This is a genomic window from Streptomyces albus subsp. albus (assembly GCF_000719865.1).
Lineage (GTDB): Bacteria > Actinomycetota > Actinomycetes > Streptomycetales > Streptomycetaceae > Streptomyces > Streptomyces albus_E.
The window spans coordinates 1-26,764 of sequence record NZ_JOID01000043.1 but is presented as its reverse complement, the minus strand read 5'-3'; the positions used below and the strand labels follow the sequence as shown (position 1 = coordinate 26,764).

Genomic DNA, 26,764 nt, shown 5'->3' with positions numbered 1-26,764 from the left:
TAATCGAGCCTTTCGGTATCGAATTCCGGCATGCCGAAATCGATCCCCTATCGGGGAGGCCGTGCGGTAGTGGGTGCCGCCGGACGCGGCGCGAGGTGGCTGTCGTGGACCACGAGAGGCCCTGACAACTCGAAGAACACTACACGACACGCCGATGGTCATCAAATCGGGCCCGCGGGCCCGGCCCCGGCCCGCTCAGCTCTGGCCGGAGGCCAGTTCGCGGCTGCGGTCGCGGGCCGCTTCCAGAGCGGCGATGAGCGCTGCCCGCACGCCGTGGCTCTCCAGCTCGCGGATGGCGCTGATCGTGGTTCCGGCGGGCGAGGTGACGGCCTCGCGCAGCTTGACCGGATGCTCCCCGCTGTCGCGCAGCATGACGGCGGCGCCGATGGCGGCCTGGACGATCAGGTCGTGCGCCTTGTCGCGGGGCAGGCCGAGCAGGATGCCGGCGTCCGTCATGGCCTCGACGAGGAAATAGAAGTACGCGGGCCCGGAGCCGGAGAGGGCGGTGGCGGCGTCCTGCTGGGTCTCGGGCACGCGGAGGGTCTTGCCGACGCCGTTGAAGATCTCCTCGGTGTGCGCGAGGTGCTCCTCCGTGGCGTGGCTGCCGGCCGAGATGACGGACATGGCCTCGTCGACCAGTGCCGGGGTGTTCGTCATGACCCGGACGACCGGGGTGCCCGGCGCGAGCCGCTCCTCGAAGAAGGCGGTGGGGATACCGGCCGCCCCGCTGACGACCAGCCGGTCGGCGGGGACGTGCGGGGCGAGTTCGTCCAGGAGCCGGCCCATGTCCTGCGGCTTCACCGTGAGGATCAGCGTGTCGGCGGTCTTGGCGGCCTCCGCGTTGGAGACGGCCCGCACCCCGTGCCGCTCGCGGAGCTCCGCGGCACGCTCCGGGCGCCGGGCGGTCACCAGCAGGTCGTCCGTCGGCCAGCCGGCGCGGATCATGCCGCTCAGGAGCGCTTCGCCGATCTTGCCGGTGCCGAGCACGGCCACTTTCTGGGTCATGGTGCGGGTTCACCCCATCCGGTGCGATGTGCGATGACGTGCGGGTGGTGACACGGAGGTGCGGACGGCGTCCGGCCATCCCCTGTCCCGCGCCTCTCTTGTTCCGCGTACGCGGCCATCCTCGCACCGGAGGGGGAGCGGGGTGGGCGGTGTCCGAGTGGCGGGCAGGGCGGCCGTCGGGTCTGGTGGCGGCCGGTCCCGGCGTTGGGGGTCAGGCCGTTCGGCGGCGGAGGGTCGCCGCGCCGAGGGCGAGGACGAGCAGGGCGCTGCCGGCGACGATGCCGACGTCACGGAAGAAGTCGCCGGTGACGTCCTGGTACCGGAGCACCTCGTTCATGGCGTCCACGGCGTAGGACATCGGCAGGACGTTCGAGATGGCTTCCAGGACCGGCTGCATGGAGTCGCGGGGCGCGAGCAGTCCGCAGAGCAGCAGCTGGGGGAAGATGATCGCCGGCATGAACTGGACGGCCTGGAACTCGGAGGCCGCGAAGGCGGAGACGAACAGTCCGAGTGCCGTGCCGAGGAGAGCGTCGAGCAGGGCGACGACCAGCAGCAGCCACGGTGATCCGGTGATGTCCAGATCGAGGCCCCAGATGGCGAGGGCCGTGGCGAGGCCCGCCTGGACGATGGCGAGCAGCCCGAACGCGAGGGCGTAGCCGACGATCAGGTCCGCCTTGCCGAGCGGCATGGAGAGCAGCCGCTCCAGCGTGCCGGAAGTGCGTTCGCGGAGGGTGGCGATGGACGTCACCAGGAACATCGTGATCATCGGGAAGATGCCGAGAAGTGAGGCACCGATGTTGTCGAAGGTGCGCGGGCTGGCGTCGTAGACCCAGTAGAGCAGGGAGAGCAGGACCAGGGGGACGACCAGCATCAGCGCGACGGTGCGCGGGTCGTGCCGGAGCTGGCGGAGTACGCGCCGGGTGGTGGCGAGGGTGCGGGAGACGTTCACTGCGCTGCTCCTCCGGTGTCCGGGGTGTGGTGGGCCGGGTCGTGCGCGGGCGTGGTGCCGTCGGTGGGGGGCGGGGCGGGATGTCCGCTCGCGGTTTGCTTCCCGGCCTGCTTTTCGGCTTGCTTCTCGGCGTCGACCAGGCACAGGAAGGCGTCCTCGACGGTCGCGGAGCCGGTGCGGCGGCGGAGTTCCTCCGGGGTGTCGTCGGCCAGGATGCGGCCGGCGCGCATGAGGAGGAGCCGTCGGCAGCGTTCGGCCTCGTCCATGACGTGGGAGGAGACGAGGAGGGTGGTGCCGCGCTCGTCGGCGAGCCGGTGGAAGAGGTTCCAGAGGTCCCGGCGGAGTACGGGGTCCAGGCCGACGGTGGGTTCGTCGAGGACCAGGAGTTCCGGGGAGCCGAGCAGGGCGATGGCGAGGGAGACGCGCGAGCGCTGGCCGCCGGAGAGGCTGCCGGTGAGCTGCTCGGCGTGGTCCTCCAGGTCGACCTCGCCGAGGGCGCGGGCCACCTGGTCCGCGCGCTCGGTGCGGGAGAGGGAGGGGTCGAGTACGGAGGCGTAGTAGTCGAGGTTCTGGCGGGCGGAGAGGTCGTTGTAGATGGACGGCGCCTGGGTGACGTAGCCGACGCGGGAGCGCAGGGGTGCGGTGCCGGCCGGGCGGCCGAGGACGTCGAGGGTGCCGGAGACACGGGCCTGGGTGCCGGCGATGGCACGCATCAGGGTGGACTTGCCGCAGCCGCTGGGGCCGAGCAGACCGGTGACCTGGCCGCGGTGGAGGTCGAAGTCGAGGGCGTCGAGGACGGTGCGCCCGCCGCGGACCACGTGGAGGCCGCGGGCCCGGACGGCGGGCTCCTGGGATTTATTCATCACGTGTTGAATAATGCTCCCGCGGCCGGGCGCGGTCAAGGATGAGGGAGCGCGCCCCGGGTGCGCGGAGGTGTGGCGGGGCCCGGCCGCGTTGCCACCCTGCTGGACTCGCGCGCCGCCGGGCCGCCGCGCCGACGCCGCCGTCCCTCGTCCCCGCCCCGGCCGCGCCCCGGCCGCGCCCCGGCCGCGCCCGCGGGGCGCGCCGCCCTCAGCCGGTGCCGGGCAGGAACCGCAGTGCCGCCGGATGACGGGCCGCCAGGCTCAGGGCGTGCACCGTCGAGCGCACCACCTGTTCCTTGACGCGGGCCGCCGGCCGGCCGGTGAGAGCGCGTTCGCGCGGGCTGTCGTCCCGGCGCACGGACTGGATCAGGCCGTCGCCGCATCCGAGGCTGACGCACTGGATCACGTAGCCGAAGCGCAACGGGCGCCGCTCCCGGCCGCGCAGTTCGGCGGTGATGACATGCGCCGCGTGGATGCCCGTGGGGACGGCGGTGGCGCAGGCCATGCGGAGCGGCCCGGAGGCGGGGGTGGACGCGGCCGCGGCGTCCCCGACGGCGTAGATCTCCGGGTGGGAGAGCGAGCGCAGGGTCGGGTCCACGCGGATGCGGCCGGCGGGGTCGAGGGCGATCCCGGCCCTTTCGGCGAGCTCCGTACGGGCTCTCATGGCGGTCGCCCAGAAGACGGCGTCGGCGTCGGCCTCGTCGGCCGTGGCCACCCGGCGGCCCTCCTCGACACGGACCCCGTGGTCGCGGAGGAAGGCGCGGACGTGGGCGCGGCCTCTGGGGGAGAGACCGGGGCCCGGTTCGCCGGAGGTGAGCAGCCGGATCTCCCAGTCGGGGTGGCTCTCGGCGAGTTCGGCGGCCGTCTCGATGCCGGTGAGGCCGCCGCCGACGACGGCGAGCGCGCCGCAGCCGTCGGCGAGCCTCTTGCGCAGTTCGGCGGCGGTCTCGGCGGTGTACGCGCGGTCGCCGGTGCCAAGAGCGCCGCCGCTGGTGTCGGTGCGGCTGCCGAGGGCGTAGACGAGCCGGTCGTACGGGAGGGCGCGGCCGTCGTCCGTGCGGACCAGGCGGTTCGCGGTGTCGATGGCGGTGGCGCGGGAGGCCACGTGTTCGGCGCCGGGGCCGGGGCGCCGGCCGAGGAAGCGGCTCAGCGGGTGAGTCACCTCGCGTCCGGTGGCGGCGAGTTCGTGGAGGCGTACCCGCTCGGTGAAGTGATCGGCCGGGTCGATCAGGGTGACCCTGTGGTGCGGCGCCAGACACAGCGCGGACAGCAGGCCGGAGTAGCCGGCGCCGATGACGACGACGCGGTGTTCCGCCGGGTCGTGCGGGCGGCCGGTCTCCGGTGCCGGGCCGGTCGTGGTCTCGTGGCCGCCCGGCCGGGCCGGGTGCTGCTGGGGCATGGTGTCTCCCTCGGGTGTGCGGGTCCGGGTCCGGTGGGGCCCGGTTCGGTGGGGCCGGGGCACGGCGCGGCGGACCGGCGGCGCGGGACCGCGTTCGGGCAGCCGCATGCGCGGCCGGCGGGGGTTCGGCCGGGGTTCGGCCGGGCGTTCAGCCGCCCAGCCCGAGGTGGCGCAGCTTGTCGGGGTTGGCGACGACGTCGATCTCGGTGATGAGCCCCCGGTACACGGTGAAGGCGGCGACCGCGAACTGCCCGCTCTCCGGAAGGCTGAGCACCAGCCCGGGCGCGCCGTTGACCTCCCGTACCTCCAGCACCAGCGTGCCGGGCTCCCACCGGTTCACCAGCCCCTCGACGAGGCGGCACACCTTGTCGCGGCCGGACACCGGGTGGCGGGCCGCCGACACCTTGCCGCCGCCGTCCGCCCGCCAGACGGCACCGGGGTCGAGGACCTTCATGAGCGCGTCGAGGTCCCGGCCCGTGGCGGCGGCGAGGAAGGCCTCCACGGCCCGCCGGTGCTCGTCGCGGTCGACGGACCGGCGCGGGCTCTCGGCGCGGACCCGCCTGCGGGCCCGTGAGGCCAGTTGCCGTACGGAGACGGGGGTGCGGCCCACGGCCTCGGCGATCTCGGTGAAGGGCACGGCGAACACGTCATGCAGGACGAAGGCGGTCCGCTCGGCCGGCGTCAGCCGTTCCAGCACCGCGAGCAGCGCCATGCCGACGGATTCGTCGAGGGTGACCCGGTCCTCGGGGAGCGGGGCACCGCCTCCGTCGCCGCCCAGGACGGGCTCGGGCAGCCAGCAGCCGACGTACCTCTCGCGGCGCGAACGGGCGGAGCCGAGCTGGTCGTAGCAGATGCGGCTGACGACGGTGGTGAGATACGCGCGGGGCTCGGCCGCCTCGCCGTCGGGCACGGCCTGCCAGCGCAGCCATGCCTCCTGTACGGCGTCGTCGGCGTCCGCGACGGAGCCGGTGATGCGGTAGGCGACGCCCCAGAGGCGTCCGCGGTGCTCCTCGAACTCGCTCAGCCGTGCCACTGGGCCCCTCCCCTTCACCTCGCCGGTCGCCTGGACCGGTCGTCCGTCACCGGTCGCCTGTCACCGGTCGCCGGCCGCCTTCGCCGGCGCGGGTTCCGTGCGATCCGGTGCTCGGGAGGTGGACGGAGCGGCCGGCCGGAGTGTGACACGGCGGCTCGTGACGTGCGGCACACCGGGGCGGGGGCGGGGCGGGCGGGCGCGCCGTACGGCGGTGCCGGGCCGGGGGCCGTCCCGGCGCCGCGCACGGGCCCGCGCCGGGTCGTCACAACCTCGGGTCTTCACAACCCCGTTCGGCGCCGCGCCCGTTGCGCCGCCACTCGGGGTGCGCCCGGGGCGCGGGGACGCGGCGGGCAGGCTCGCGGCCGGCGGGTGACAGGCAGGCTGGTGACAGGCCGGCGGGTGACAGGCCGGGGCCGGGCCCTCCCCCCGGCTGGGGTGTCCCGGCCGGCGGGCCGCCGGGTGCCCCGACCGGGTCAGCCGCGCCGCTTGCCGGGGCGTTTGCGGGCGGCCGGGTTGCCGGTGCGGGTCGCGCGCCGCCGCTCGTACAGCTCGCGGGCGCGCTCGTACTCCGCGCGGCGCAGTTTCTCGCCGGGGGCCTCGACGAGGCTGCGGGTGGACCAGGCGAGCAGGACGCCGATGAAGCCGATGGCCTTGACGTTCCGCATGGAGCTCTCGACGGCGGGGTCGGAGTCCGCGCCGGGGCCTCGCGTGAACCCCCTCCAGGTGTGGCGGAAGGCCAGGGCCGCGCAGATCGCGAAGATCACCACGATGGTCCAGCTGAGGGCGGGGCCGACATCGGCGATGAGGAGGCCGTCGAAGCCGAGTTTCAGCAGGAAGGTGCCGACGGCGGCGGCCAGCAGGGAGCCCGCGGCGAGGCCCGCGCGCCGGAGGGCGTAACCGCCGTCGTGGTCGACCCAGGTGGTGCCGAAGAACCGGAGGGGCTCGGGCTGGGGAGCCTGGGGTGCCGAGGGCTGCCGCGTGTCGCTCATGCGGCCGATTATGGCCCGTCCCGGCCGGGTTGTTCCCGGCCGGGACGGTGTGACGTACGCCGGTGCGTCAGCCGCCGAGCTTGCCGACGTCGCGGACGGCGCCCTTGTCGGCGCTGGTCGCCATCGCCGCGTACGCGCGCAGGGCCTGGGAGACCTTGCGCTCGCGGTTCTTGGGGGCGTACCGGCCGCCGAGGGCCTCGCGGCGGGCGGCCAGCTCCGTCTCGGCGACCTTGAGTTCGAGGGTGCGGGCGGGGATGTCGATCCGGATGAGGTCGCCGTCCTCGACGAGGGCGATGGTGCCGCCGGACGCGGCCTCCGGGGAGGCGTGGCCGATGGAGAGGCCGGAGGTGCCGCCGGAGAAGCGGCCGTCGGTGATCAGCGCGCAGGCCTTGCCGAGGCCGCGGCCCTTGAGGAAGGAGGTCGGGTAGAGCATCTCCTGCATGCCCGGTCCGCCCTTGGGGCCCTCGTAGCGGATGACGACGACGTCGCCCTCCTTGACCTTCTTGTTGAGGATCTTGTCGACCGCCTCCTCCTGCGACTCGCAGACCACGGCGGGGCCCTCGAAGGTCCAGATGGACTCGTCGACGCCGGCGGTCTTCACGACGCAGCCGTCCTCGGCGAGGTTGCCGTAGAGGATCGCGAGGCCGCCCTCGGTGGAGTAGGCGTGTTCGACGTCGCGGATGCAGCCGCCGGCGGCGTCGGTGTCGAGGGTGTCCCAGCGCTCGGACTGCGAGAAGGCGGTCGCGGAGCGGACGCAGCCGGGGGCGGCGTGGAACAGTTCGACGGCCTCGGGCGAGGCGGAGCCGCCGCGCACGTCCCACTGCTTGAGCCAGTCGGCGAGGGAGGCGCTGTGGACGGTGTGGACGTCCTCGTTGAGGAGGCCGGCCCGGTACAGCTCGCCGAGGATGGCCGGGATGCCGCCGGCGCGGTGGACGTCCTCCATGTAGTAGACGCCGCCGGGGGCGACGTTGGGTGCGACCTTGGCCAGGCACGGCAGGCGGCGGGAGAGCTCGTCGATGTCCTTCATGTCGAAGGAGAGCTCCGCCTCCTGGGCGGCGGCGAGGAGGTGGAGGATCGTGTTGGTCGAGCCGCCCATGGCGATGTCGAGGGCCATGGCGTTCTCGAAGGCGGCGCGGGAGGCGATGGCGCGGGGCAGGACGGTCGCGTCGTCCTGCTCGTAGTAGCGCTTGGTGATCTCGACGACCGTGCGGCCGGCGTTCTCGTAGAGCGCCTTGCGGGCGGTGTGGGTGGCCAGCACCGAGCCGTTGCCCGGGAGGGAGAGGCCGATCGCCTCGGTCAGGCAGTTCATGGAGTTGGCCGTGAACATGCCGGAGCAGGAGCCGCAGGTGGGACAGGCGTTGTCCTCGATGCGGGCGATGTCCTCGTCGGAGACCTGGTCGTTGACGGCCTCGGAGATCGCGGAGATCAGGTCGAGCTTGCGGACCGTGCCGTCGACGAGGGTCGCGCGGCCGGACTCCATGGGGCCGCCGGAGACGAAGACGGTGGGGATGTCGAGGCGCAGCGCGGCCATCAGCATCCCGGGCGTGATCTTGTCGCAGTTGGAGATGCAGATCAGCGCGTCGGCGCAGTGCGCCTCGGTCATGTACTCGACGGAGTCGGCGATGAGGTCGCGTGAGGGGAGGGAGTAGAGCATCCCGCCGTGGCCCATGGCGATGCCGTCGTCGACCGCGATGGTGTTGAACTCGCGGGCGATGCCGCCCGCCGCGTGGATCGCCTCGCTGACGATCCGGCCGACGGGCTGGAGGTGGGTGTGGCCGGGCACGAACTCGGTGAAGCTGTTGGCCACCGCGATGATCGGCTTGCCGAAGTCCTCGCGCGCTACGCCGGAGGCCTGCATGAGGGCTCGGGCGCCCGCCATGTTGCGGCCGTGGGTGACAGTGCGGGACCTCAGCTCTGGCACGGTGGTCACTCCCTTGGGTTCTCGCGGTACTGCTCGGGACCACCGGCGGTCGCCAGAGGTCCGGGATCCTTCGAGCCTACGCCTCGCCGCCACGATCCGGACGGTTCGTCCGGGATCCGAGACGGATTTTTCCGGTTCGCGCAGGGCTCTCCGGCGGGATCGCGGGGAGGGCCGGACCTGCCCGGGACTGGTGCCGGGACGGGCTCGGGGACGGGTCCGGGAGTGGGGTGCGGGACGAGGTGCGGGACGGGGTGTGGTGCCCCGCCGCGCCGCTCCGTGCGCCCGGTTCCCCGCCCCTGTCCCGTCCCTGTCCCCGTCCCGCCCTCACGGCTCGGTCAGGTAGCGCTGGAGCGCCGGGGAGACCGCTCCGACGATGTCCTCGACGTCCGCGCTCGCCATCGGCTCGACCTTGACGACGTAGCGCAGCATCGCGACGCCGAGGAGCTGCGACACCGCCAGCTCGACCCGGAACCGCGAGTCGGGTACGTCCAGCTCCGCCGCCACCCGCTCCAGGAGCCTGCGCAGGACGAAGCCGCGCAGCAGCGCGGCCGCCGTCTCGTTGGTGACGGCCGAGCGCACCACGGCCAGCAGGGGCGCGCGGGTCGCCGGGTTCTCCCAGACGCCGACGAAGTGGCGGGCCAGCCGCTCGCCGATGCCGCCCGGGCCCTGGGCCAGCAGATCGGGCACCCGGAGGGCCGGCTCGAAGGACTGCTCGACCGCGGTGGTGAAGACCTGTTCCTTGGTGCCGAAGTAGTGGTGCACCAGGGCCGGGTCCACCCCCGCCTTCTTCGCGATGCCGCGGATGGACGTCTTGTCGTAGCCGCGGTCGGCGAACTCGGCGCGGGCGGCCTGCAGGATACGGTCGCGCGCGCCGGGTCCGGCCCCGCCGTCGCGGGCGGCGGGCCGGCCGCGGCCGCGCCGGCGGGCCGGAGCGGGGGCGGGGGCGGGGGCGGGGTTGGCGGGCCCGGCGCCGGGGCCGGGTTCCGCGGTGGCCGGGTCCGTCACGGCCGGGGTGTTCCGGGTGTCCGGGGGGCGCCGGGCATCCGTGAGGCCGTCGCCAGGTGCTGCCGGGTGAAGGCAAGGGCCTCGGCGAGGTCGGCTTCGCGCTCGGCGCCGGACATGGCGCGGCGGGTGTTCACCTCGACGACCACATGGCCGTCGAATCCGCTGGTGGTGAGCCGTTCCAGCAGCTCGGCGCAGGGCTGGCTGCCGCGGCCGGGGACCAGGTGCTCGTCCTTGCCGGAGCCGCTGCCGTCGGCCAGATGGACGTGCGCCAGCCGGTCGCCCATCCGGCCGATCATGTCGAGGGCGTCGCTCCGGGCGGTGGCGGTGTGGGAGAGGTCGACGGTGAAGTGGCGGTAGTCGTCGTTGGTGACGTCCCAGTCCGGGGCGTAGGCGAGCATCTCGCGGTCGCGGTAGCGCCAGGGGTACATGTTCTCGACGGCGAACCGGACGTCCGTCTCGTCGGCCATCCGCCAGATGCCGTCCACGAAGTCGCGGGCGTAGTTGCGCTGCCACCGGAACGGCGGGTGGACCACGACGGCCGAGGCGCCGAGCTTCTCGGCGGCGGCCCGGGCGCGCTGGAGCTTCGTCCAGGGGTTGGTGGACCACACCCGCTGGGTGATCAGGAGGCAGGGCGCGTGCACCGCGAGGATCGGGACGCCGTGGTAGTCGGACAGTCTGCGCAGCGACTCGATGTCCTGGCTGACCGGGTCCGTCCAGACCATGACCTCGACGCCGTCGTAACCCAGGCGTCCGGCGATCTCGAAGGCCGTCGCCGTCGACTCCGGGTACACGGAGGCGGTGGACAGGGCGACCTTCACTTCCGGGGTGCGCACCACTGGTTGAGCCACGGAAACAGCCTACGGCGTGGCCGATCGGCCCGAAGGGGGCACCGGAGCGTGTGCGCCCGGGCGGCGGACGTTCGGGCTCCGCTTCCGGGGGCGCGGGGCGGGACGAAAGGGGCGGTGAGCGGCCCGTACGGGTGTTCCCCCGGTAGGGGCGGCCGCGGCGGTGCGGTGTTCGTCACACGGGGGCGACGAACAGCAGGTCGGGGCGTGCGGACGGCGGGATCGGGGCGCGGGCGGCAGGGGTGGGGACCGGGGTGCGGACCGCAGGGCTGGGGACCCGGGGTACCGACCGAAGCACCGGGGACCCGGGGTACGGCAGGCGTCGCCCCGGCAGGCGTCCCGGGCACCCCGGCAGCCGTCCCGGAGACCGGCAGCCGTCCCGGAGCGACGTCCGGCAGCCGTCCAGGGCCGGTGTCACTCCGGCAGATGGTCCAGGCGCCGCAGGATGACGCCCTCGCGGAGCGCCCAGGGGCAGATCTCCAGCTCGTCCACGCCGAAGAGGTCCATCGCCGCCTCCGCGACCAGCGCCCCGGCGAGCAGCTGCGGGGCCCGTCCGGCCGAGACGCCGGGCAGCTCCGCGCGCCGCTCCACCGTCATCACCGACAGCTCGGGCACCCACTCCTCCAGCGCCGCACGGGTCAGCCCCCGCTGGACGTAGACGCCCTCGGCCGAGCGCGCCGCGCCCGCGATCCGCGCGAGCTGCTTGAAGGTCTTGGACGTCGCGACCACGTGGTCCGGCGGGCCCATACGGCTGAACTCGCCCACGATCCGGGCGATCTCGGCCCGCACATGGCGGCGGAGCGCCCGTACGTCCTCCGGGTCCGGCGGGTCGCCGGGCAGCCGGGCAGCGGTGAGCCGGCCCGCGCCGAGCGGCAGCGACACCGCTTTGTCCGGTTCCTCGTCGATGCCGTACGCGACCTCCAGGGAGCCGCCGCCGATGTCGAGCACCAGCAGCCGTCCGGCCGACCAGCCGAACCAGCGGCGGGCCGCGAGGAATGTGAGCTTGGCCTCTTCCTCGCCGGACAGCACGGTCAGACGTACGCCCGTCTCGTCGGCGACCCGGGTCAGCACCTCCTCCGCGTTGGGCGCCTCGCGGACGGCGGAGGTGGCGAAGGGCAGCACCTCCTCGACCCCCTTGTCCTCGGCCGCCTGGAGCGCCTCGCCGACCACGGCGACCAGCCGGTCGACGCCCGCGTCGCCTATCGCGCCGTGCTCGTCCAGCAGTTCGGCGAGCCGCAGCTCCGCCTTGTGGGAATGGGCGGGAAGCGGGCGGGCACCGGGGTGTGCGTCCACGACCAGCAGATGCACCGTGTTGGAACCCACGTCGAGGACACCGAGTCTCATAGCGTGCAGATTCTCATACGGCCCGGGGCAACGCGGCAGGTGAGCGGCTCGTACCGGGCTCCGTCCGCCTACGCTGAAGACGTGTCGAAGACGAAAAAGGCCAAGCCGGACAGCGGGAAGCCCGCCCGGGCCCCGAAGAAACCGCCACGGTCCGCTCCCGCCGACGAGCAGGGGCTGGACTTCCCCCGGGCATGGGTCGAGTTCCCCGACCCGGAGGACCCCGAGCAGGTCTTCCGCTGCGATCTGACCTGGCTCACCTCCCGCTGGTCGTGCGTCTTCGGCCGCGGCTGCCAGGGCATCGAGGCCGGGCGGGCGAGCGACGGCTGCTGCACCCTGGGCGCGCACTTCTCCGACGAGGACGACGAGCAGCGCGTCGCGGAGCACATGACGCGGCTCACACCCGCGACCTGGCAGCACCACGCCGAGGGCACCGGCCCGCGCGGCTGGACGGAACGCGACGAGGACGGCGCCCGCAAGACCCGCCGCTTCGGCGGCGCGTGCATCTTCCACAACGGCCCGGACTTCCCCGGCGGCCACGGCTGCGCCCTGCACACGCTGGCGCTGCGCGAGGGCCGCGAGCCGCTGGAGACCAAGCCGGACGTGTGCTGGCAGCTGCCGATCCGGCGGACGTACGAGTGGATCGACCGCCCGGACGACACCCGGATCCTGCAGGTGTCGATCGGCGAGTACGACCGCCGGGGCTGGGGCCCGGGCGGCCACGACCTGCACTGGTGGTGCACCTCGGCGACGAGCGCGCACGGGGCGGGCGAGCCGGTGTACGTCTCGTACCGGCCCGAGCTCACGGAGCTCATGGGCAGGGCGGCGTACGAGCGGCTGGCCGTGCTGTGCGCGCAGCGGCTGGCGGCGGAGCTGCCGGTGGCGCCGCATCCGGCGGACCCGGCGGGTGGGGCCGGCTCGGCGAGCGCGGCGGGCCGGTCCGGCTCGTAGGAGTCGGTGGGCCCGGGCGGACGGGGCCTCACCCGGCGGTGTCCCCGCCATCCTCCGCGCCCCCGGCGCCCCCCGCGTCCCCGTCCTCCGGTGGCTCGCCCGTCGGCTCCTGCGCCGGGGGTGACGGGGCGGGCTCCGGGTCCGGGTCCGGCGGGGCGGCCGGCGGCGGCTCCTCCGGTCCGCCCGGCCGGGAGGGCTCACCGCGGCCCCGCACGGTGACCACCGTGCCGGACGGGCCGATCGTCACCCGGCCCGTCCACGCGCCGCCCGGCTGCCGCGCCCGGTCCACCGTCACGGTGAGGCTCACCGAGCGTCCGGGGCGGACGGTGCCCGCGGTGGCGCTGAGGCGCAGCCAGGACGCGTCGGTGCGCGCGGTCCAGCCGACCGGTTCGCTGCCCGAGGCCGTCAGGGTGATGAGGGTGCCGTCTCCGCCGCTCCGGCTGACGACCGTCAGCCGGGCCCCGCTCCGTTCGTCGCCGCCGTTGCCGTCCCGCTCGGTGCCGCCGTCCTCACGGGGCGCGCCGTCCTCGCCGCCCCTGTCGCCGCCCCGTTCCGCCGGACCGCCGGGCGGCCTGTGGCCGTCCCGGCCGAGCGGGGCGCCGTCCGAGCCGTCCGCCGGATCGTACGGATGTGCCCCCGGGCGGTCGTCCTCGGCGGCGGAGACGGGGCCGGCGTACCGGTCCTGGCCCGGGGGCGCGCCCCGGTACGCCGCCCACAGCGCGACGACCGGTGCGGTGACGGCGGCCGTCACCACGGCCGCCGTCGCGACGCGGCGGCGCACGGTCCGGCGGCGCGCGGCCAGGCGCCCCGGGCCCATCGGGAAGCCCCGCCGGTCGTAGCGCGGCGGGCCGGAGGGGACGTCCCGAGGGCGGACGCGGAGCGCGGCGCGCATCGCGGCGGCGGCCTCGGCGCGCGGCGCGGGGACCAGGGGCAGCGCGCCGGCGGCGGTGCCGCTGCCGCCCGGCCCCGAACCGTCGGCCGGGGAACGCCGAACGGTGCGGCGGCAGGAATCGCAGTCCTTGATGTGCCGCAGCAGTTCGCGGCGGAGGTCGCTGCCCATCAGGGCCCGGGCGTCCCCGGTCAGCCGGTTGACGGCCGGACAGCCGCCGCCCTCCGCGACGGCCAGCGCGGCCCGCGTGCGCTCGACCTCGCGGGCGCCGGCGGTCAGCAGGCCGCGCGCCTTCTCCTCGTCCGTGCCGAGCACGGCGGCGACTTCCGGGGGTGTCAGCCGGTGCCGCACGGCGAGTTCCAGGGCCTCGCGCTGCTCGCGAGTGGTGCCCGCGGCCTCCGGCCAGACGAGCGTGGAGAGTTCCCGGCGGCGCCGGGCGGCGGTCTCCTCGGAGAGGCCGGAACCGGACGGGCCGCCCGAGGGGCCCTGGGCGGGCGGGCCGTGCGGGGCGGGCGGACGCGCGGAGCGGTGCGGTGCGGGAGGCCGGGGGCGGGCGGCGAGATGCCGCAGACAGGTCCAGCGGGCGAGGGCGTAGAGCCGGGAACGCTGCCGCTCCGGCTCGGCCGGCGAGCGCCGGTGGCGCCGCTCCGCGTGGGCGAGGACCTCGCCGAGGACGGCGGTCGCCGCGTCGTGTTCGCACATCGCGGCGAGGCAGTAGGTGAACAACCCGTCGAGGTACGGCTCGTAGCGCGCGCCGGTGGCGTGGGTCGGGTGCTCGGGCCTGTTCATCACCCGGCGACGGTAGGGGGACGGGGCGGCCCGCTCGCGCCGCTCCCGCGGTTTTCATCCCTACGGGTGATGGGCGCTCCCGGTCGCCCGGCCGGTGGTGCCACGGGACGGCAGAGCGTCCGGTACGGCCCCGCCGCCCGCACCCGGTCCGGCGTCCGATCCGGGCGCCCGGATCGTGCACAGGGTCCGTGCGCCGGGTCCGTGCGTCTCAACTGCCCACCACGGTCTGCGCACCCGATCCCCGTACCCGGTCCGCACAACCCGTTCCGTGCGCCGGGTCGGAGCAGGCTGGTTCCGCCCCGGTCCGTCCCGCCCCGTTCCGTGTGCCGGGTGCTCCGCGGACGCCCGCGGGCCCGGGCCGCCCCGCGCGTTGTCACCGCCCGGCGTTAGCGTTGCGGCATGGCTTCCCGTACCCGTACGTCCGCCAAGGACCGTCCCTCCTACCGCTGCACCGAGTGCGGCTGGACCACCGCCAAGTGGCTCGGCCGCTGCCCCGAGTGCCAGACGTGGGGCACGGTCGAGGAGGCCGGCGGCACGCCCGCCGTGCGGACGACCGCGCCCGGCCGGGTGTCCACCGCGGCGCTGCCGATCGGCCAGGTCGACGGCCGCCGGGCGACCGCGCGGGCCACGGGCGTGCCCGAGCTGGACCGGGTGCTGGGCGGCGGTCTGGTGCCGGGCGCCGTCGTGCTGCTGGCGGGCGAGCCGGGCGTGGGCAAGTCGACGCTGCTGCTGGACGTCGCCGCCAAGGCGGCCACCGAGCAGGAGCGCACGCTCTACGTCACCGGCGAGGAGTCCGCGAGCCAGGTGCGGCTCCGCGCCGACCGGATCGGGGCGATCTCGGACCATCTGTATCTGGCCGCGGAGACGGATCTGTCGGCCGTGCTCGGCCATCTCGACTCGGTGAAGCCGTCGTTGCTGGTCCTGGACTCCGTGCAGACGGTGGCCTCCCCGGAGATCGACGGCGCGCCCGGCGGCATGGCGCAGGTCCGTGAGGTGGCGGGGGCGCTGATCCGGGCCTCCAAGGAGCGCGGGATGTCCACGCTGCTGGTGGGGCACGTCACCAAGGACGGCGCCATCGCGGGACCCCGGCTGCTGGAGCATCTGGTCGACGTGGTGCTGCACTTCGAGGGCGACCGGCACGCCCGGCTGCGGCTGGTCCGCGGTGTCAAGAACCGCTACGGGACGACGGACGAGGTCGGCTGCTTCGAACTGCACGACGAGGGGATCACCGGCCTCGCCGACCCGTCGGGTCTCTTCCTCACCCGCCGCGCCGAGCCCGTTCCGGGCACCTGCCTGACCGTGACGCTGGAGGGGCGCCGGCCGCTGGTCGCCGAGGTGCAGGCGCTCACGGTCGATTCGCAGATCCCGTCACCGCGCCGTACGACCTCGGGTCTGGAGACCTCGCGGGTGTCGATGATGCTGGCGGTGCTGGAGCAGCGCGGCAAGATCTCCCAGCTCGGGAAGCGGGACATCTACAGCGCCACGGTCGGCGGGGTGAAGCTGTCGGAGCCGGCGGCGGATCTCGCGATCGCCCTGGCGCTGGCGAGCGCGGCGAGCGACACCCCGCTGCCGAAGAACCTCGTCGCGATCGGCGAGGTCGGCCTCGCGGGCGAGGTGCGGCGGGTCACGGGGGTACAGCGCAGGCTGTCGGAGGCGGCCCGGCTGGGCTTCACCCACGCGCTGGTGCCGACCGACCCGGGGCGGGTGCCGGAGGGGATGCGGGTCATCGAGGTCGCGGACATGGGCGAGGCTCTGCGGGTGCTGCCGCGCCGGCCGCGCAGGGAGCGGCCGGAGGGGTCCGGGGAACCGGACCGGTCCGGGCGCACGGGGCGGGCCGGGCGGGCCGGGCCGCCGGAGGGCGGGGCCGCGGAGGCTTCGCCGCTCTCAGGAGGCGCGTCCGGCTGAGTTCACAGCCCGGCGGACGGCCGTCCGGTGACCGCTCCGGGTCCCTCACCGGACGCCCTCACCGGACGTCCGCGGCCGCTGTCCGGCCGCTGTCCGGCTCCTCTCCGGCCCTTCTCCGCCCGCTCTCCGGCCGAGCCGGGCAGGCTCTCCGGGCGGTACCCCCGGAGAGGCTTCCGGTGGTCCCCACCGTGCTCCCCGGCGCGCGCTCCGGGGCTCGCGGAGGGCGCACCGCGCACCCCTGAGCCGAGACGCACCACACAAGTCGTCCGGCCGCCGGTAGACTTTGCCCTGGTCTCGCCCGTACGTACGCACCCGGGCCCCGAATTCTGCGACCGGAGGAGTGCAGTGGCAGCCAACGACCGGGCAGCGACTCCCGGAAAATCCGGCGGGAGCTCCGGTACCGAGGGCCTGATGCGCGCCTCGCTGAGCGCAGTCGCGCCCGGTACCGCCCTGCGCGACGGACTCGAGCGCGTTCTCCGCGGCAACACCGGCGGACTGATCGTGCTGGGTATGGACAAGCACGTCGAGGCGATGTGCTCCGGCGGATTCGTCCTCGATGTGGAGTTCTCCGCGACGCGCCTGCGCGAGCTGTGCAAGCTCGACGGCGCGCTCATCCTCGACAAGGACATCACCAAGATCGTGCGGGCGGGTGTGCAGCTCGTTCCCGACGCGTCGATCCCCACCGAGGAGACCGGCACCCGGCACCGCACGGCGCAGCGCGTCTCGATCCAGGCCGGTTTCCCCGTGGTCTCGGTCAGCCAGTCGATGCGGCTGATCGCGCTGTACGTCGGCGGGCAGCGCCGGGTGCTGGAGGACTCGGCGGCGATCCTGTCCCGCGCCAACCAGGCCCTGGCCACGCTGGAGCGGTACAAGCTCCGTCTCGACGAGGTGGCGGGCACCCTCTCCGCCCTGGAGATCGAGGACTTGGTGACGATCCGGGACGTCTCCGCCGTGGCGCAGCGGCTGGAGATGGTCCGCCGCATCGCCACCGAGATCGCCGAGTACGTCGTCGAGCTCGGCACCGACGGCCGGCTTCTCTCGCTCCAGCTGGACGAGTTGATCGCGGGCGTCGAGCCGGAACGCGAGCTGGTGGTGCGGGACTACGTGCCCGAGCCGACCGCCAAGCGGACCCGCACGGTCGCCGAGGCGCTCACCGAACTCGACAAGCTGTCGCACACCGAGCTGCTGGAAATGCCGGTGGTGGCGCGCGCCCTGGGCTACAGCGGTTCGCCGGAGACGCTCGACTCGGCGGTGTCGCCGCGTGGTTACCGGCTGCTGGCGAAGGTGCCGCGGCTGCCGAACACCATCATCGAGCGGCTGGTGGAGCACTTCGGCGGGCTGCAGAAGCTGCTCGCCGCGAGCGTCGACGACCTGCAGACGGTCGACGGGGTGGGCGAGGCCCGGGCGCGCTCGGTGCGCGAGGGCCTGTCCCGGCTGGCGGAGTCCTCGATCCTCGAACGCTACGTCTGAGGAGGCGCGGGGCGGCGGGACGCGCGGGGGCGGGTCCCGCCGCGGGACCGGCTCAACGGGCTTGCGGCGCCCGCCGTTCCGGCGCCCGGCAGGTGAACCGGGCGGCCGGCCGGGTCAGTCCTTGGCCAGGACGAAGGAGATCTCGGCCTTGTCGACGCCCTTGGCCTCGGCCTCGATCAGATAGGTGCCCGCCTTCGCCGAACCCCCGTCGGGCGTGGCGCACTTGGGCTCGCTCGGCCTGCGGTCCCATTCGACCGTGTACGTGGCCTCGCCGCCGGCCGGCACCCGCAGCCGGATCTCCCGGCTCTCCTTGAGGCAGTCGTCGGACGCCCACAGCGGGTCGTCCCCGTCGGCCGGGGTGATGGTGAGCACCGCGGTCTTCTCGCCGAAGTCCACCTCGCAGGAGCGCTTCGAGGTGCTTTCCGCGATCAGCTCGAACTCGGGCTTCTCGCCCGGTCCGTAGCGGTTCTTGACGCTGCGGATCCGCAGTTCCACGTCTCCGTCACCGCAGTCGGGGAGCGTCGTGCCCGCGGGGACGCCGCTGCCGCCGCTGCCCCCGGAGCCCGCGCCGCCACCGGCCGCAGCGCCGCCGGCCACATCGCCGCCGCCGCTTCCGGCGCCCCCGCCCGAGCCGCCGCCGGTGCCGGCCGAGCCGCCCGTGTCACCGCCGTCACCGCCGCCGGTTCCGCCCCCGGTGCCGCCCGAGTCGTCGCGGCCGCCGGGCCGTTCGCTGATCGCGGGGCCGGAGGAGGACGGTCCGGGGGTGATGGACTGCGCCGGGCCCTTGCCGTCGGCTCCGCCGCCTCCGTCACCGCCGCCACCGCCGGTGGACCGGACGGCCCAGACGACGAGCACGGCCAGCAACGCGACCACGCACAGGGCTACCGCCCTCCGGCGCCAGTAGATGGAGGAGGGAAGCGGCCCGACAGGATTGCGCAGAGAACCCACGCCGGAAACCTTACGAGAGAAGAGGCCCCGTTCAGGCGTATACCCGCCGCCGCCACCGCAACTTTTGACGATCATCATTCCGGTTCGGTCTCGGCCGGCCCCCCGATCACCGCTTCACCGCGCCGCGATCGACGGGGCGGCCACGAGGAGTCGCGGCTCACACGCTTCGGGTAACCGAAGTGCGCCGCCGGGGAGTCGGGCGCGCGGAGAGCCGCGGCGCGCCCCGTCCGTTCCCGGCGGGCGGCGGCCGGGACGGCGGAAGGACCCTGCCGTCGGAGGGCTCTGGCAGGATCGGGGACGTCATGCCCGCGATCCCGGAGCACCCGATGCACCCGAAGCCCCCCGCAGCCCCGGCAGCCGCGAAGTCCACGCCGGCCCCGGGGAGTACAGCGGCCCCGGAGAACGCGAGACCACCGGCGGGCGCGTCGCCCCGTGAGAGCGCGGCGACGGCGCGCGCCGCAACCATGGGCGCCCCCGCCGCCGTCCCCGCTCCCGCCGCGGCCCCCGTCGCAGCCCCCGCCGTTCTCCACTCCGCCGTGATCGACTGGTTCGGCGAGCACGCCCGCGATCTTCCGTGGCGCCGCCCCGAAGCCGGCGCATGGGGCGTCATGGTCAGCGAGTTCATGCTCCAGCAGACCCCGGTGGCCCGCGTGCTGCCCGTCTACGAGCAGTGGCTGGCGCGCTGGCCCCGTCCCGCCCGCCTCGCCGCCGAGGCCCCCGGCGAGGCGGTCCGCGCCTGGGGGCGGCTCGGCTACCCGCGCCGCGCGCTGCGGTTGCACGGCGCCGCCGTGGCGATAGCGGAACGGCACGGCGGTGACGTACCGCGCGACCACGCGAAGCTGCTGGCGCTGCCCGGCGTGGGCGAGTACACGGCCGCCGCCGTGGCCTCGTTCGCGTACGGCGGCCGGCACGCCGTGCTGGACACCAACGTCCGTCGGGTCCTCGCGCGCGCCGTGACCGGCGTCCAGTACCCGCCGACGGCCACGACCGCCGCCGAACGCCGCCTCGCCCGCGCCCTGCTGCCGGAGGACGAGGGCACGGCCGCCCGCTGGGCCGCGTCGACGATGGAACTCGGCGCCCTGGTGTGCACGGCGCGCAACCCGGCCTGCGGCCGCTGCCCGATCGCCGCCCGGTGCGCCTGGCGGCTGGCCGGTTCGCCGCCGCACGACGGGCCGCCGCGCCGCGGGCAGACCTATGCCGGTACGGACCGCCAGGTGCGCGGCAAGCTGCTCGCGGTGCTCCGGGAGGCGACGGGGCCGGTGCCGCAGTCCGTCCTGGACGCGGTGTGGGAGGAGCCGGTGCAGCGGGCCCGGGCGCTGGACGGGCTGGTGGCGGACGGCCTCGTCGAACCGCTGGCGGACGGCACGTACCGGCTGCCGCTGAGCTGAGCCGGGCCGAGGCCGGCCGAGCCTCCCGGCCGGGGAAGCCTCCTGGGCCCGGTCGGTTCCACCGCCCGTCCCTCCCACGGGAGTTGTTACACAACCGATGGGTTCCCGTGCGCCCACCGAGGGGCGGAGCGGACGGCTCCGTTACAGCCGCTCAGTAGCTTGCTTCCGTGCCGGGGAAAAACCGGCCACACACGGGGTGGGAAGAGCGGGGACGGAGGCGGTCGGCGATGGCGGACAACGAGGTGCTGGGCTTCGAGGAGTACGTACGGACCCGGCAGGACGCCCTGCTGCGCAGCGCCCGCAGGCTCGTCCAGGATCCCGTCGACGCGCAGGATCTGCTGCAGACGGCGCTCGCCCGCACCTTCGGCCGCTGGGACGGCATCGCCGACAAATCACTGGCCGACGCCTATCTCCGGCGCGTGATGATCAACACCCGGACCGAGTGGTGGCGGGCCCGCAAGCTCGACGAGGTGCCCGTCGACCAGCTGCCGGAGGCCAGCCTGGAGGACGGCGCCGAGCAGCGTGCGGACCGGGCGCTGCTGATGGACGTGCTGCGGGTGCTGGCCCCGAAGCAGCGCAGTGTGGTCGTCCTGCGACACTGGGAGCAGATGAGCACGCAGGAGACGGCGGCGGCCCTGGGCATGTCCACCGGAACCGTGAAGAGCACCCTGCACCGGGCGCTGGCCCGGATGCGGCAGGAGCTGGAGAACCGCGAGCTGGACGCGCGGGAGACGGAACGCAGAGAGCGCATGGACCGAGGGCAGCCGCAGTGCGCGGCGTGATCGACACCGAACGTCCCCGGGGGCTCCCGGAGCCCGCCGGAACCGGAACCGGACCCGCCCGGACGCGCACCGTCCCGGCGGGTCTCGTGCGGATCGGGACGGCCGCCGCCGGCGCGGCCGCCGCCGCCCTGTTCCTGGCGGGGTGCAGCGTGCCCGGAACCGGGGTCCGCGCGGAGGGGCCGGCGCGGACCGAGTCCGCGCCGACGCCCTCCCCGGCGCCGTCCTCGGCGACACCCCGCAGGGTCGATCCGGTGGAGATCCTCAAGAACGACCCCAAGGTCACCTCCGAGGTCCGCAAGCGTCTCGTGCCGTGCGCGGCGGACGAGTACCCGGTGGACGTCAGCTACGGGACGCTCACCGGCAACGACGTGCCCGATGTTGTGATCAACGTGCTGACCTGCCAGGACTCCTTCGGGATCGCGTCCTACGTCTACCGCGAGCAGAATCCCGCCACGCCCCGTCCCGGCGGCCGGGAGCGCGACAACGGGGACGAACTTCCCGGAACCGTCAGCGTGGACGGCCGCTGGTACCGCAATGTCTTCGCCGACGACATCTCACCGGTCTACGCCGAGATCATCGGGGGCGAGCTGGAGATCAAGAAGCAGGTCTACGCGACGGGCGACAAGGTCTGCTGCCCCTCCGGCGAGGAAGTGATCACGTACCGGTGGCGCGAGGGGGCGTTCTCCGAGCGGGCGCACATATACAACGACTACAGCAAGTCCGCGGGCGGCGGTCACGACGAGCCATCGCCCAGCCCGCGGCCGGCGGAGTGAGGAGCGGGCGATGGCCGGAACGCATGTGCTCTTCGTCGAGGACGACGACGTCATCCGCGAGGCGACCCAGCTCGCCCTGGAGCGCGCCGGGCTCGTGGTGACGGCTGCGCCGGACGGGCTGACGGGTCTGGAGCTCTTCCGGGGCGGCCGGCCGGACATCGCGCTGCTCGACGTGATGCTCCCGGGCCTGGACGGGGTGAGCCTGTGCCGCCGCATCCGGGACGAGTCGACCGTGCCGGTGATCATGCTGTCGGCGCGGGCCGACTCGATCGACGTGGTGCTGGGTCTGGAGGCGGGCGCGGACGACTACGTGACCAAGCCCTTCGACAGCGCGGTCCTGGTGGCCCGGATCCGGGCGGTGCTGCGCCGCTTCGGGCACGCGGCCGGCGGTCCGGACGGCGGCTCCGCGCGGGCCGGTGCGGCCGGGGAGGCGGAGGGCGAGCCGCTGCGCTTCGGCGACCTGGAGATCGACACGGGCGGCATGGAGGTCCGCAAGGACGGCGAGCCGGTCGCGCTGACGCCGACCGAGATGCGGCTGCTGCTGGAGTTCTCCAGCGCGCCCGGCACGGTGCTCTCCCGCGACCGGCTGCTGGAGCGGGTGTGGGACTACGACTGGGGCGGCGACACCCGGGTCGTGGACGTCCATGTGCAGCGGCTGCGCACCAAGATCGGCCAGGACCGCATCGACACGGTGCGCGGCTTCGGCTACAAGCTCCGCGGCTGACCGGGGAACCGCCTGTGCCGACCCGCGACCCGTCCTCGCCGCGGCCGTCCCCGCAGTCCGCCGCGGCCCCGCCTCCGCCCGGCCCGGCCGCCGCCGCGTCCTCCTCCGAGCCGTCCGCCGCCCCGGCGTCCGCCTCCCCGCCGTCCGCCGCCGACGGGACCGACTCCGCGCCGACCGCCCACCGGGCGGGCGGCGCCCGGCTCCGCCGCCTCCGGCGCCTCGTCCCCTCCGGCCGGTTCCGCCCCCGCACGGGGCTGCGCTGGAAGCTCAGTGCCGCCATCGCCGCGGTGGGCGCGCTGGTCGCCCTCGCGCTCAGCCTGGCCGTCCACAACGCCGCCCGCGTCTCGCTGCTCAACGGCAGCCGCGACATCCAGGACGAACGGGTCACGTTCGCGCAGCGGATCTACGAGTCCACGGGCCGGCTCAACTTCGACGCGCACATCGACGACCCCGACCTGCCCCCCGAGCTGCGCGAGGCGGTACGGGGCGGGCAGCGCGCCACGTATCTGGAGGACACCGGCGAGGGTGCCCCCGAGGTGTGGGCGGCGGTACCGCTGGCGGGGGGCCGGGTCCTGTCCATCCACACCCGCTTCGAGGACCGTTACGCCGTCCTGGGCGATCTGGACCGGGCGCTGTCCATCGGGTCCGTCTCGGTGATCGGCGGCGGCTGCCTGCTGGGCGTGCTCGTCGGCGGCCAGCTCTCCCGGCGGCTGCGGCAGGCCGCGTGCGCCGCCGGCCGGGTGGCGCAGGGCGATACGGGGGTGCGCGTACGGGACGCGATCGGCGGCCGGGTGCGGGACGAGACGGACGATCTGGCCCGCGCCGTGGACGCCATGGCCGACGCGCTCCAGCAGCGGCTGGAGGCCGAGCGGCGGGTCACCGCCGACATCGCGCACGAACTGCGCACCCCGGTGACCGGGCTGGTCACGGCGGCCGAACTGCTGCCGCCCGGCCGCCCCTCGGAGCTGGTGCGGGACCGGGCGCAGGCGCTGCGGACCCTGGTGGAGGACGTGCTGGAGGTGGCCCGGCTGGACGGTGCCACCGAGCGGGCCGAGCTGCAGGAGGTGGCGCTCGGCGAGTTCGTCGCCCGCCGGGTGCGCGTCCTCGCGCCGGAGGCCGGGATGGAGGTGGTCCGGGACGCGCGGGTGCAGACCGATCCGCGGCGGCTGGAGCGGGTCCTGGGCAATCTGCTGGCCAACGCGGCCAAGCACGGCCGGGGGCCGGTCGAGGTCACCGTGGAGGGCCGGGTGCTGCGGGTACGGGACCACGGGCCGGGCTTCCCGCCGGCGCTGCTGGCCGAAGGGCCGAGCCGGTTCCGCACCGGCAGCGCGGACCGGGCCGGGCGGGGGCACGGCCTGGGCCTGACCATCGCGGCCGGCCAGGCCCGGGTGCTGGGGGCGGCCCTCACCTTCCGCAACGCGCCCGACGGCGGGGCGGTCGCCGTGCTGTGGCTGCCGGGCACGGCGCCCACGTCCACCGGCGGCATCCCCGTCGTGACCACGATCGTGCCCGGCCCCCGGGCCTGAGCGCCGGGAGACGCGGCTCCCCCGCGGCACACGCGGCGCGGCACACCCGCCTGCGGCGCGCGGCCCGGCCCGGGGAGGCACGGCGGGCCGGACGGAGCCCCGCACCGGGTGGCGCGGGGCTCCGCTCGTAACGACGTGCGCGGTGCGGCGGGGCCGAAGGGGCCGGGGGTGCGCCGTTCCCGGCGGCTCAGACGGACTTGGCCGCCGGGAATCCGCTCGCCGGAACACCTCCGCCGGAGCCGCGGCCGGAACCGCGGCCGGAGCCCGTTCCGTCAACCGCTCCGGCGCCCGCGTGCGCCTCCGTGCCGCCGGCCGTCTCCTCCGCCCGCGCGCCCTCCGGCCCTCCGGGGCCCGCTCCCGGCCCGGCCGGGCCGGCTCCCCGCAGCGGTACCTCCTCGACGAACCAGGCCGCCAGGAACCCGGCCACGGCCGCGAAGGCGGCCACCAGGAAGACGATGTGCGTCCCGTCGGCCACCGCCGACTGGTACGCCTCCCGTACCACGTCCGGCAGCTTCGCCAGGCTCGCCGCGTCGAGCTGGACGGCCCCCTCCGTGACGGCCGGGGCACCGGGCCCGGCCCCGCCCGCCATGCCGTCCCGCACCCGGTGGGTGAAGAGGGCGCCCATGATGGCGACACCGAAGGAGCCGCCGACCGTGCGGAACAGGGTCGTGGTCGAGGACGCGACGCCCATGTCCTTCATCTCGACGCTGTTCTGGGCGACGAGCATGGTGATCTGCATCAGGAAACCGAGGCCGGCGCCGAGGACCGCCATGTAGCAGCCGGAGACGAAGCGGGAGGTGCCGGTGTCCATCGTCGACAGCAGGAACAGGCCGGCGACCATCAGCCCGCCGCCGAGGATCGGGAAGATCTTGTACTTGCCGCTGCTGGTGGTGACCCGTCCCGCGATCAGCGAGACCGCCATCATCGCCAGCAGCAGCGGCAGCAGGAGCAGCCCGGAGTTGGTGGCCGAGGCGCCCTGCACGGTCTGCTGGTAGAGCGGCAGGAAGGTCATCGAGCCGAACATCACGAAGCCGGTCAGGAAGCCGATGAGGGTCATCAGGGAGAAGTTGCGGCTGCGGAAGATGCCGAGCGGCAGCACCGGCTCCGCGACCCGGCTCTCCACCACCAGCAGCGCCACCGTCGTGACCGCGGCGGTGCCGGCGAGCCCGAGGATGACGCCGGAGTCCCAGGCGTACTCGATGCCGCCCCAGGTGGTGAGGAGCACCATCGAGGTGATGGCCACGGTGAGCAGCGCCGCGCCCGCGTAGTCGATGCGCGCCTTCGTCCGCTTCTTCGGCAGGTGCAGCACCGTCGAGACCATGACGAGGGCGACGGCGCCGAGCGGGAGGTTGATGTAGAAGCTCCAGCGCCAGCCGAGGGTGTCGGTGAGGGTGCCGCCGACGAGCGGCCCGCCGATCATGGCCAGGGCCATGACCCCGGCCATCATGCCCTGGTACCGGCCGCGCTCCCGGGGCGGGACGAGATCGCCGATGATCGCCATCACGCCGACCATCAGACCGCCCGCGCCCAGGCCCTGGACGCCGCGGAAGCCGATCAGCTGGCCCATGGTCTGGGCCATGCCGGAGAGGGCGGAGCCGAGCAGGAACACCACGATCGAGGTGATGAAGATGCCCTTGCGGCCGTACAGGTCGCCGAGTTTGCCCCAGACCGGGGTGGAGGCCGCGGTGGTGAGGGTGTAGGCGGTCACCACCCAGGAGAGGTGTTCGAGGCCGCCCAGTTCGCCGACGATGGTCGGCATCGCGGTCCCGATGATCATGTTGTCGAGCATGGCGAGCAGCATCGCGATCATCAGCGCGAGCAGCACGACGCGGACGCTGCGCCCGGGTGGCGCCGTGGCCGGCGGACCGGCGGGTGGCGGTGCGTCGTGGACGGTGTCGGGCGTGGCCTGGACCATGGCGATCGCTCCCCCGGGAGTGCGCGAGATGACGGCTGTGCGAAGTGGAGGCGGTGCGGAAGGGCTGTACGGGCCGCCGACCGGGTGTGCGGCGCGGGGAGGCGCGGACGGGCGCGAAGGGTGCGCGCACACCGCCGCGTACACCGCCGCGCAGGCCACCCGCACCAAACTTACTTGCCGCCCGGCTAGCAGAATACGCCGGGACGCTAACCCGCTAACTTGCCGGGCGTCAAGTAAATTCGATGCGGGCCAGAGGCGCGCCACCGCCGTGCGGGCCGTACGGTGCGGGTCGGACCGCTACACACACGAGCAGGGAGCAGGGGAGCCACCGTGCCCACACCGCATACGCGCCGGAAGGACACCCGCCGCCGCATCCAGGACGCCGCGCTCTCCCTCTTCGTCGAGCAGGGATACGAGAAGACCTCGCTGCGCGAGATCGCCGCCCAGCTCGGCGTGACCAAGGCGGCGCTCTACTACCACTTCAAGACCAAGGAGGACATCCTCATCAGCCTCTTCGAGGACCGGACCCGGTCCCTCGACGAACTGATCGCCTGGGGCCGCGAGCAGCCCCGGAACCAGGAGACCAAGCGGGAGCTGCTGCGCCGCTACAGCGCCGCGCTCCACGACGCCACCCCCGTCTTCCGCTTCGTCCAGGAGAACCAGGCGACGGTGCGCGACCTGAGCATCGGCGACAACGTCAAGGAGCGGATGTTCGCCCTCTTCGACCTGGTGAAGGACCCGGACGCGTCCCTGACCGACCAGGTCCGCTCCGTCAGCGCGCTCTTCACCATCCACGCCGGGGTGCTGGCGCTGAAGGACATCGAGGGCGACCCCGAGGACAAGCGTGCTGCCGTCCTCGAGGTCGCCCTCGATCTGATCGCCGCGGCGGATGCCGGCCGCTCCCTCAAGCGGTCTCCGTGACCCCGCGGCCGCGCGGTGCGTCACGCATCCGTCACAGGGTGACGCCGCGCTGCTTCAGGAAGGCCACCGGGTCGACGCCGGAGCCGTAGTTCGGGGTGGTGCGGGTCTCGAAGTGCAGGTGCGGACCGGTGGAGTTACCGGTGGAACCGACCTTGCCGATCTCCTGCCCGACGGTCAGCTGGGTGCCGACCGGGACGGTGATCTTCGACAGGTGGGCGTACTGGGTGAAGGTGCCGCTGCCGTGCTTGACCACGACGTTGTTGCCGTACGCGCCACCCCAGCCGGCCTCGACCACGGTGCCCGCGCCCACGCTCTTCACCGGCGTACCGGTCGGCGCGGCGAAGTCCTGGCCGGAGTGCTTGTTGGCCCAGCGGTCACCACCGATACCGAAGGTGGAGCCCTTCACATAGCTGTCCACCGGCTTCACCCAGGA

Annotated in this window: 23 protein-coding genes; 9 read left to right on the top strand and 14 right to left on the bottom strand. The window is 74.5% G+C overall.

Annotated features, from left to right (window positions below):
* Window positions 1-195: 195 nt before the first annotated feature.
* The 10 genes from proC to IF83_RS0127885 all read right to left on the bottom strand — a co-directional run bounded on the left by proC (window position 196) and on the right by IF83_RS0127885 (window position 11,353).
* Window positions 196-1,005, bottom strand: coding sequence for a pyrroline-5-carboxylate reductase (proC, locus tag IF83_RS0127930; RefSeq protein WP_030548896.1), 810 nt, complete (start codon window positions 1,003-1,005; stop codon window positions 196-198).
* Between the two features lie 211 nt (window positions 1,006-1,216).
* On the bottom strand, window positions 1,217-1,954 hold the full coding sequence (locus IF83_RS0127925) for an ABC transporter permease (RefSeq protein WP_030548895.1): 738 nt from the start codon (window positions 1,952-1,954) through the stop codon (window positions 1,217-1,219).
* Entirely contained in the window at window positions 1,951-2,817 is an 867-nt protein-coding gene (locus IF83_RS0127920; protein WP_051723492.1) for an ABC transporter ATP-binding protein, read from the bottom strand. Before IF83_RS0127920 ends, IF83_RS0127925 begins: the two co-directional genes overlap by 4 nt.
* Before the next feature lie 208 nt (window positions 2,818-3,025).
* On the bottom strand, window positions 3,026-4,216 hold the full coding sequence (locus tag IF83_RS0127915) for an NAD(P)/FAD-dependent oxidoreductase (protein ID WP_078843965.1): 1,191 nt from the start codon (window positions 4,214-4,216) through the stop codon (window positions 3,026-3,028).
* 148 nt (window positions 4,217-4,364) lie between these two features.
* A complete protein-coding gene (gene sigJ / locus IF83_RS0127910) occupies window positions 4,365-5,249 on the bottom strand; it encodes an RNA polymerase sigma factor SigJ (RefSeq protein WP_030548888.1) in 885 nt (294 codons plus the stop codon).
* Window positions 5,250-5,722: 473 nt separating this feature from the next.
* A complete protein-coding gene (locus IF83_RS0127905; protein WP_030548886.1) occupies window positions 5,723-6,238 on the bottom strand; it encodes a hypothetical protein in 516 nt (171 codons plus the stop codon).
* Window positions 6,239-6,305: 67 nt separating this feature from the next.
* Entirely contained in the window at window positions 6,306-8,159 is a 1,854-nt protein-coding gene (gene ilvD, locus IF83_RS0127900) for a dihydroxy-acid dehydratase (RefSeq protein ID WP_030548884.1), read from the bottom strand.
* A gap of 324 nt (window positions 8,160-8,483) precedes the next feature.
* On the bottom strand, window positions 8,484-9,164 hold the full coding sequence (locus tag IF83_RS0127895) for a TetR/AcrR family transcriptional regulator (protein WP_030548883.1): 681 nt from the start codon (window positions 9,162-9,164) through the stop codon (window positions 8,484-8,486).
* A complete protein-coding gene (locus IF83_RS0127890; RefSeq protein ID WP_078843964.1) occupies window positions 9,161-10,012 on the bottom strand; it encodes a sugar phosphate isomerase/epimerase family protein in 852 nt (283 codons plus the stop codon). The genes IF83_RS0127895 and IF83_RS0127890 overlap by 4 nt, the downstream gene beginning before the upstream one ends.
* A 411-nt stretch (window positions 10,013-10,423) precedes the next feature.
* A complete protein-coding gene (locus tag IF83_RS0127885; RefSeq protein WP_030548879.1) occupies window positions 10,424-11,353 on the bottom strand; it encodes a Ppx/GppA family phosphatase in 930 nt (309 codons plus the stop codon).
* Window positions 11,354-11,434: 81 nt separating this feature from the next.
* Here IF83_RS0127885 and IF83_RS0127880 point away from each other — a divergent pair, with 81 nt between their 5' ends.
* Window positions 11,435-12,301, top strand: a complete 867-nt coding sequence (locus IF83_RS0127880) for a hypothetical protein (protein ID WP_051723491.1) — start codon at window positions 11,435-11,437, stop codon at window positions 12,299-12,301.
* A gap of 28 nt (window positions 12,302-12,329) precedes the next feature.
* Here IF83_RS0127880 and IF83_RS0127875 read toward each other — a convergent pair whose 3' ends face one another.
* Window positions 12,330-13,979, bottom strand: coding sequence for a BACON domain-containing protein (locus tag IF83_RS0127875; RefSeq protein WP_051723490.1), 1,650 nt, complete (start codon window positions 13,977-13,979; stop codon window positions 12,330-12,332).
* A 399-nt stretch (window positions 13,980-14,378) separates the two neighbouring features.
* On the opposite strand from IF83_RS0127875, the gene radA reads away from it, so the two are divergent.
* Together radA and disA are read left to right on the top strand one after the other, a co-directional pair.
* Window positions 14,379-15,884, top strand: a complete 1,506-nt coding sequence (gene radA / locus IF83_RS0127870; protein WP_078843961.1) for a DNA repair protein RadA — start codon at window positions 14,379-14,381, stop codon at window positions 15,882-15,884.
* A 345-nt stretch (window positions 15,885-16,229) separates the two neighbouring features.
* Window positions 16,230-17,354, top strand: coding sequence for a DNA integrity scanning diadenylate cyclase DisA (gene disA / locus IF83_RS0127865; protein WP_030548870.1), 1,125 nt, complete (start codon window positions 16,230-16,232; stop codon window positions 17,352-17,354).
* 114 nt (window positions 17,355-17,468) lie between these two features.
* On the opposite strand, the gene IF83_RS33925 is transcribed toward disA, so the two are convergent.
* On the bottom strand, window positions 17,469-18,302 hold the full coding sequence (locus IF83_RS33925; protein ID WP_030548868.1) for a hypothetical protein: 834 nt from the start codon (window positions 18,300-18,302) through the stop codon (window positions 17,469-17,471).
* 464 nt (window positions 18,303-18,766) lie between these two features.
* Here IF83_RS33925 and IF83_RS0127855 point away from each other — a divergent pair, with 464 nt between their 5' ends.
* The 5 genes from IF83_RS0127855 (at window position 18,767) to cseC (ending at window position 23,495) form a co-directional block, all read left to right on the top strand.
* A complete protein-coding gene (locus tag IF83_RS0127855) occupies window positions 18,767-19,690 on the top strand; it encodes an HhH-GPD family protein (protein WP_030548866.1) in 924 nt (307 codons plus the stop codon).
* Window positions 19,691-19,917: 227 nt separating this feature from the next.
* Window positions 19,918-20,472, top strand: coding sequence for a SigE family RNA polymerase sigma factor (locus IF83_RS0127850; RefSeq protein ID WP_030548864.1), 555 nt, complete (start codon window positions 19,918-19,920; stop codon window positions 20,470-20,472).
* 86 nt (window positions 20,473-20,558) lie between these two features.
* A complete protein-coding gene (locus IF83_RS0127845; RefSeq protein WP_078843967.1) occupies window positions 20,559-21,245 on the top strand; it encodes a hypothetical protein in 687 nt (228 codons plus the stop codon).
* 10 nt (window positions 21,246-21,255) lie between these two features.
* Window positions 21,256-21,969, top strand: a complete 714-nt coding sequence (gene cseB, locus IF83_RS0127840; protein ID WP_030548860.1) for a two-component system response regulator CseB — start codon at window positions 21,256-21,258, stop codon at window positions 21,967-21,969.
* Between the two features lie 254 nt (window positions 21,970-22,223).
* A complete protein-coding gene (gene cseC / locus IF83_RS0127835; protein WP_030548858.1) occupies window positions 22,224-23,495 on the top strand; it encodes a two-component system sensor histidine kinase CseC in 1,272 nt (423 codons plus the stop codon).
* A gap of 187 nt (window positions 23,496-23,682) precedes the next feature.
* Here cseC and IF83_RS0127830 read toward each other — a convergent pair whose 3' ends face one another.
* Window positions 23,683-25,410 (bottom strand): MDR family MFS transporter, encoded by a 1,728-nt coding sequence (locus IF83_RS0127830; RefSeq protein WP_078843959.1) that lies wholly within the window; start codon window positions 25,408-25,410, stop codon window positions 23,683-23,685.
* Between the two features lie 330 nt (window positions 25,411-25,740).
* Here IF83_RS0127830 and IF83_RS0127825 point away from each other — a divergent pair, with 330 nt between their 5' ends.
* The gene (locus IF83_RS0127825) at window positions 25,741-26,331 is read left to right on the top strand and encodes a TetR/AcrR family transcriptional regulator (RefSeq protein WP_037681751.1); all 591 of its coding nucleotides are present in this window, start codon (window positions 25,741-25,743) and stop codon (window positions 26,329-26,331) included.
* Window positions 26,332-26,362: 31 nt separating this feature from the next.
* Here IF83_RS0127825 and IF83_RS0127820 read toward each other — a convergent pair.
* A partial coding sequence (locus tag IF83_RS0127820; protein ID WP_030548853.1) for a M23 family metallopeptidase occupies window positions 26,363-26,764 on the bottom strand: 402 nt, incomplete at its 5' end.

Excerpts from the sequence above, each read along its gene's own strand:
- proC (WP_030548896.1), bottom strand. The coding sequence starts at position 1,005 with ATGACCCAGAAAGTGGCCGTGCTCGGCACCGGCAAGATCGGCGAAGCG.
- IF83_RS0127920 (WP_051723492.1), bottom strand. The coding sequence starts at position 2,817 with ATGAATAAATCCCAGGAGCCCGCCGTCCGGGCCCGCGGCCTCCACGTG.
- IF83_RS0127915 (WP_078843965.1), bottom strand. The coding sequence starts at position 4,216 with ATGCCCCAGCAGCACCCGGCCCGGCCGGGCGGCCACGAGACCACGACC.
- IF83_RS0127905 (WP_030548886.1), bottom strand. The coding sequence starts at position 6,238 with ATGAGCGACACGCGGCAGCCCTCGGCACCCCAGGCTCCCCAGCCCGAG.
- IF83_RS0127885 (WP_030548879.1), bottom strand. The coding sequence starts at position 11,353 with ATGAGACTCGGTGTCCTCGACGTGGGTTCCAACACGGTGCATCTGCTG.
- IF83_RS0127875 (WP_051723490.1), bottom strand. The coding sequence starts at position 13,979 with ATGAACAGGCCCGAGCACCCGACCCACGCCACCGGCGCGCGCTACGAG.
- radA (WP_078843961.1), top strand. The coding sequence starts at position 14,379 with ATGGCTTCCCGTACCCGTACGTCCGCCAAGGACCGTCCCTCCTACCGC.
- IF83_RS0127855 (WP_030548866.1), top strand. The coding sequence starts at position 18,767 with ATGGGCGCCCCCGCCGCCGTCCCCGCTCCCGCCGCGGCCCCCGTCGCA.
- IF83_RS0127850 (WP_030548864.1), top strand. The coding sequence starts at position 19,918 with ATGGCGGACAACGAGGTGCTGGGCTTCGAGGAGTACGTACGGACCCGG.
- cseB (WP_030548860.1), top strand. The coding sequence starts at position 21,256 with ATGGCCGGAACGCATGTGCTCTTCGTCGAGGACGACGACGTCATCCGC.
- IF83_RS0127830 (WP_078843959.1), bottom strand. The coding sequence starts at position 25,410 with ATGGTCCAGGCCACGCCCGACACCGTCCACGACGCACCGCCACCCGCC.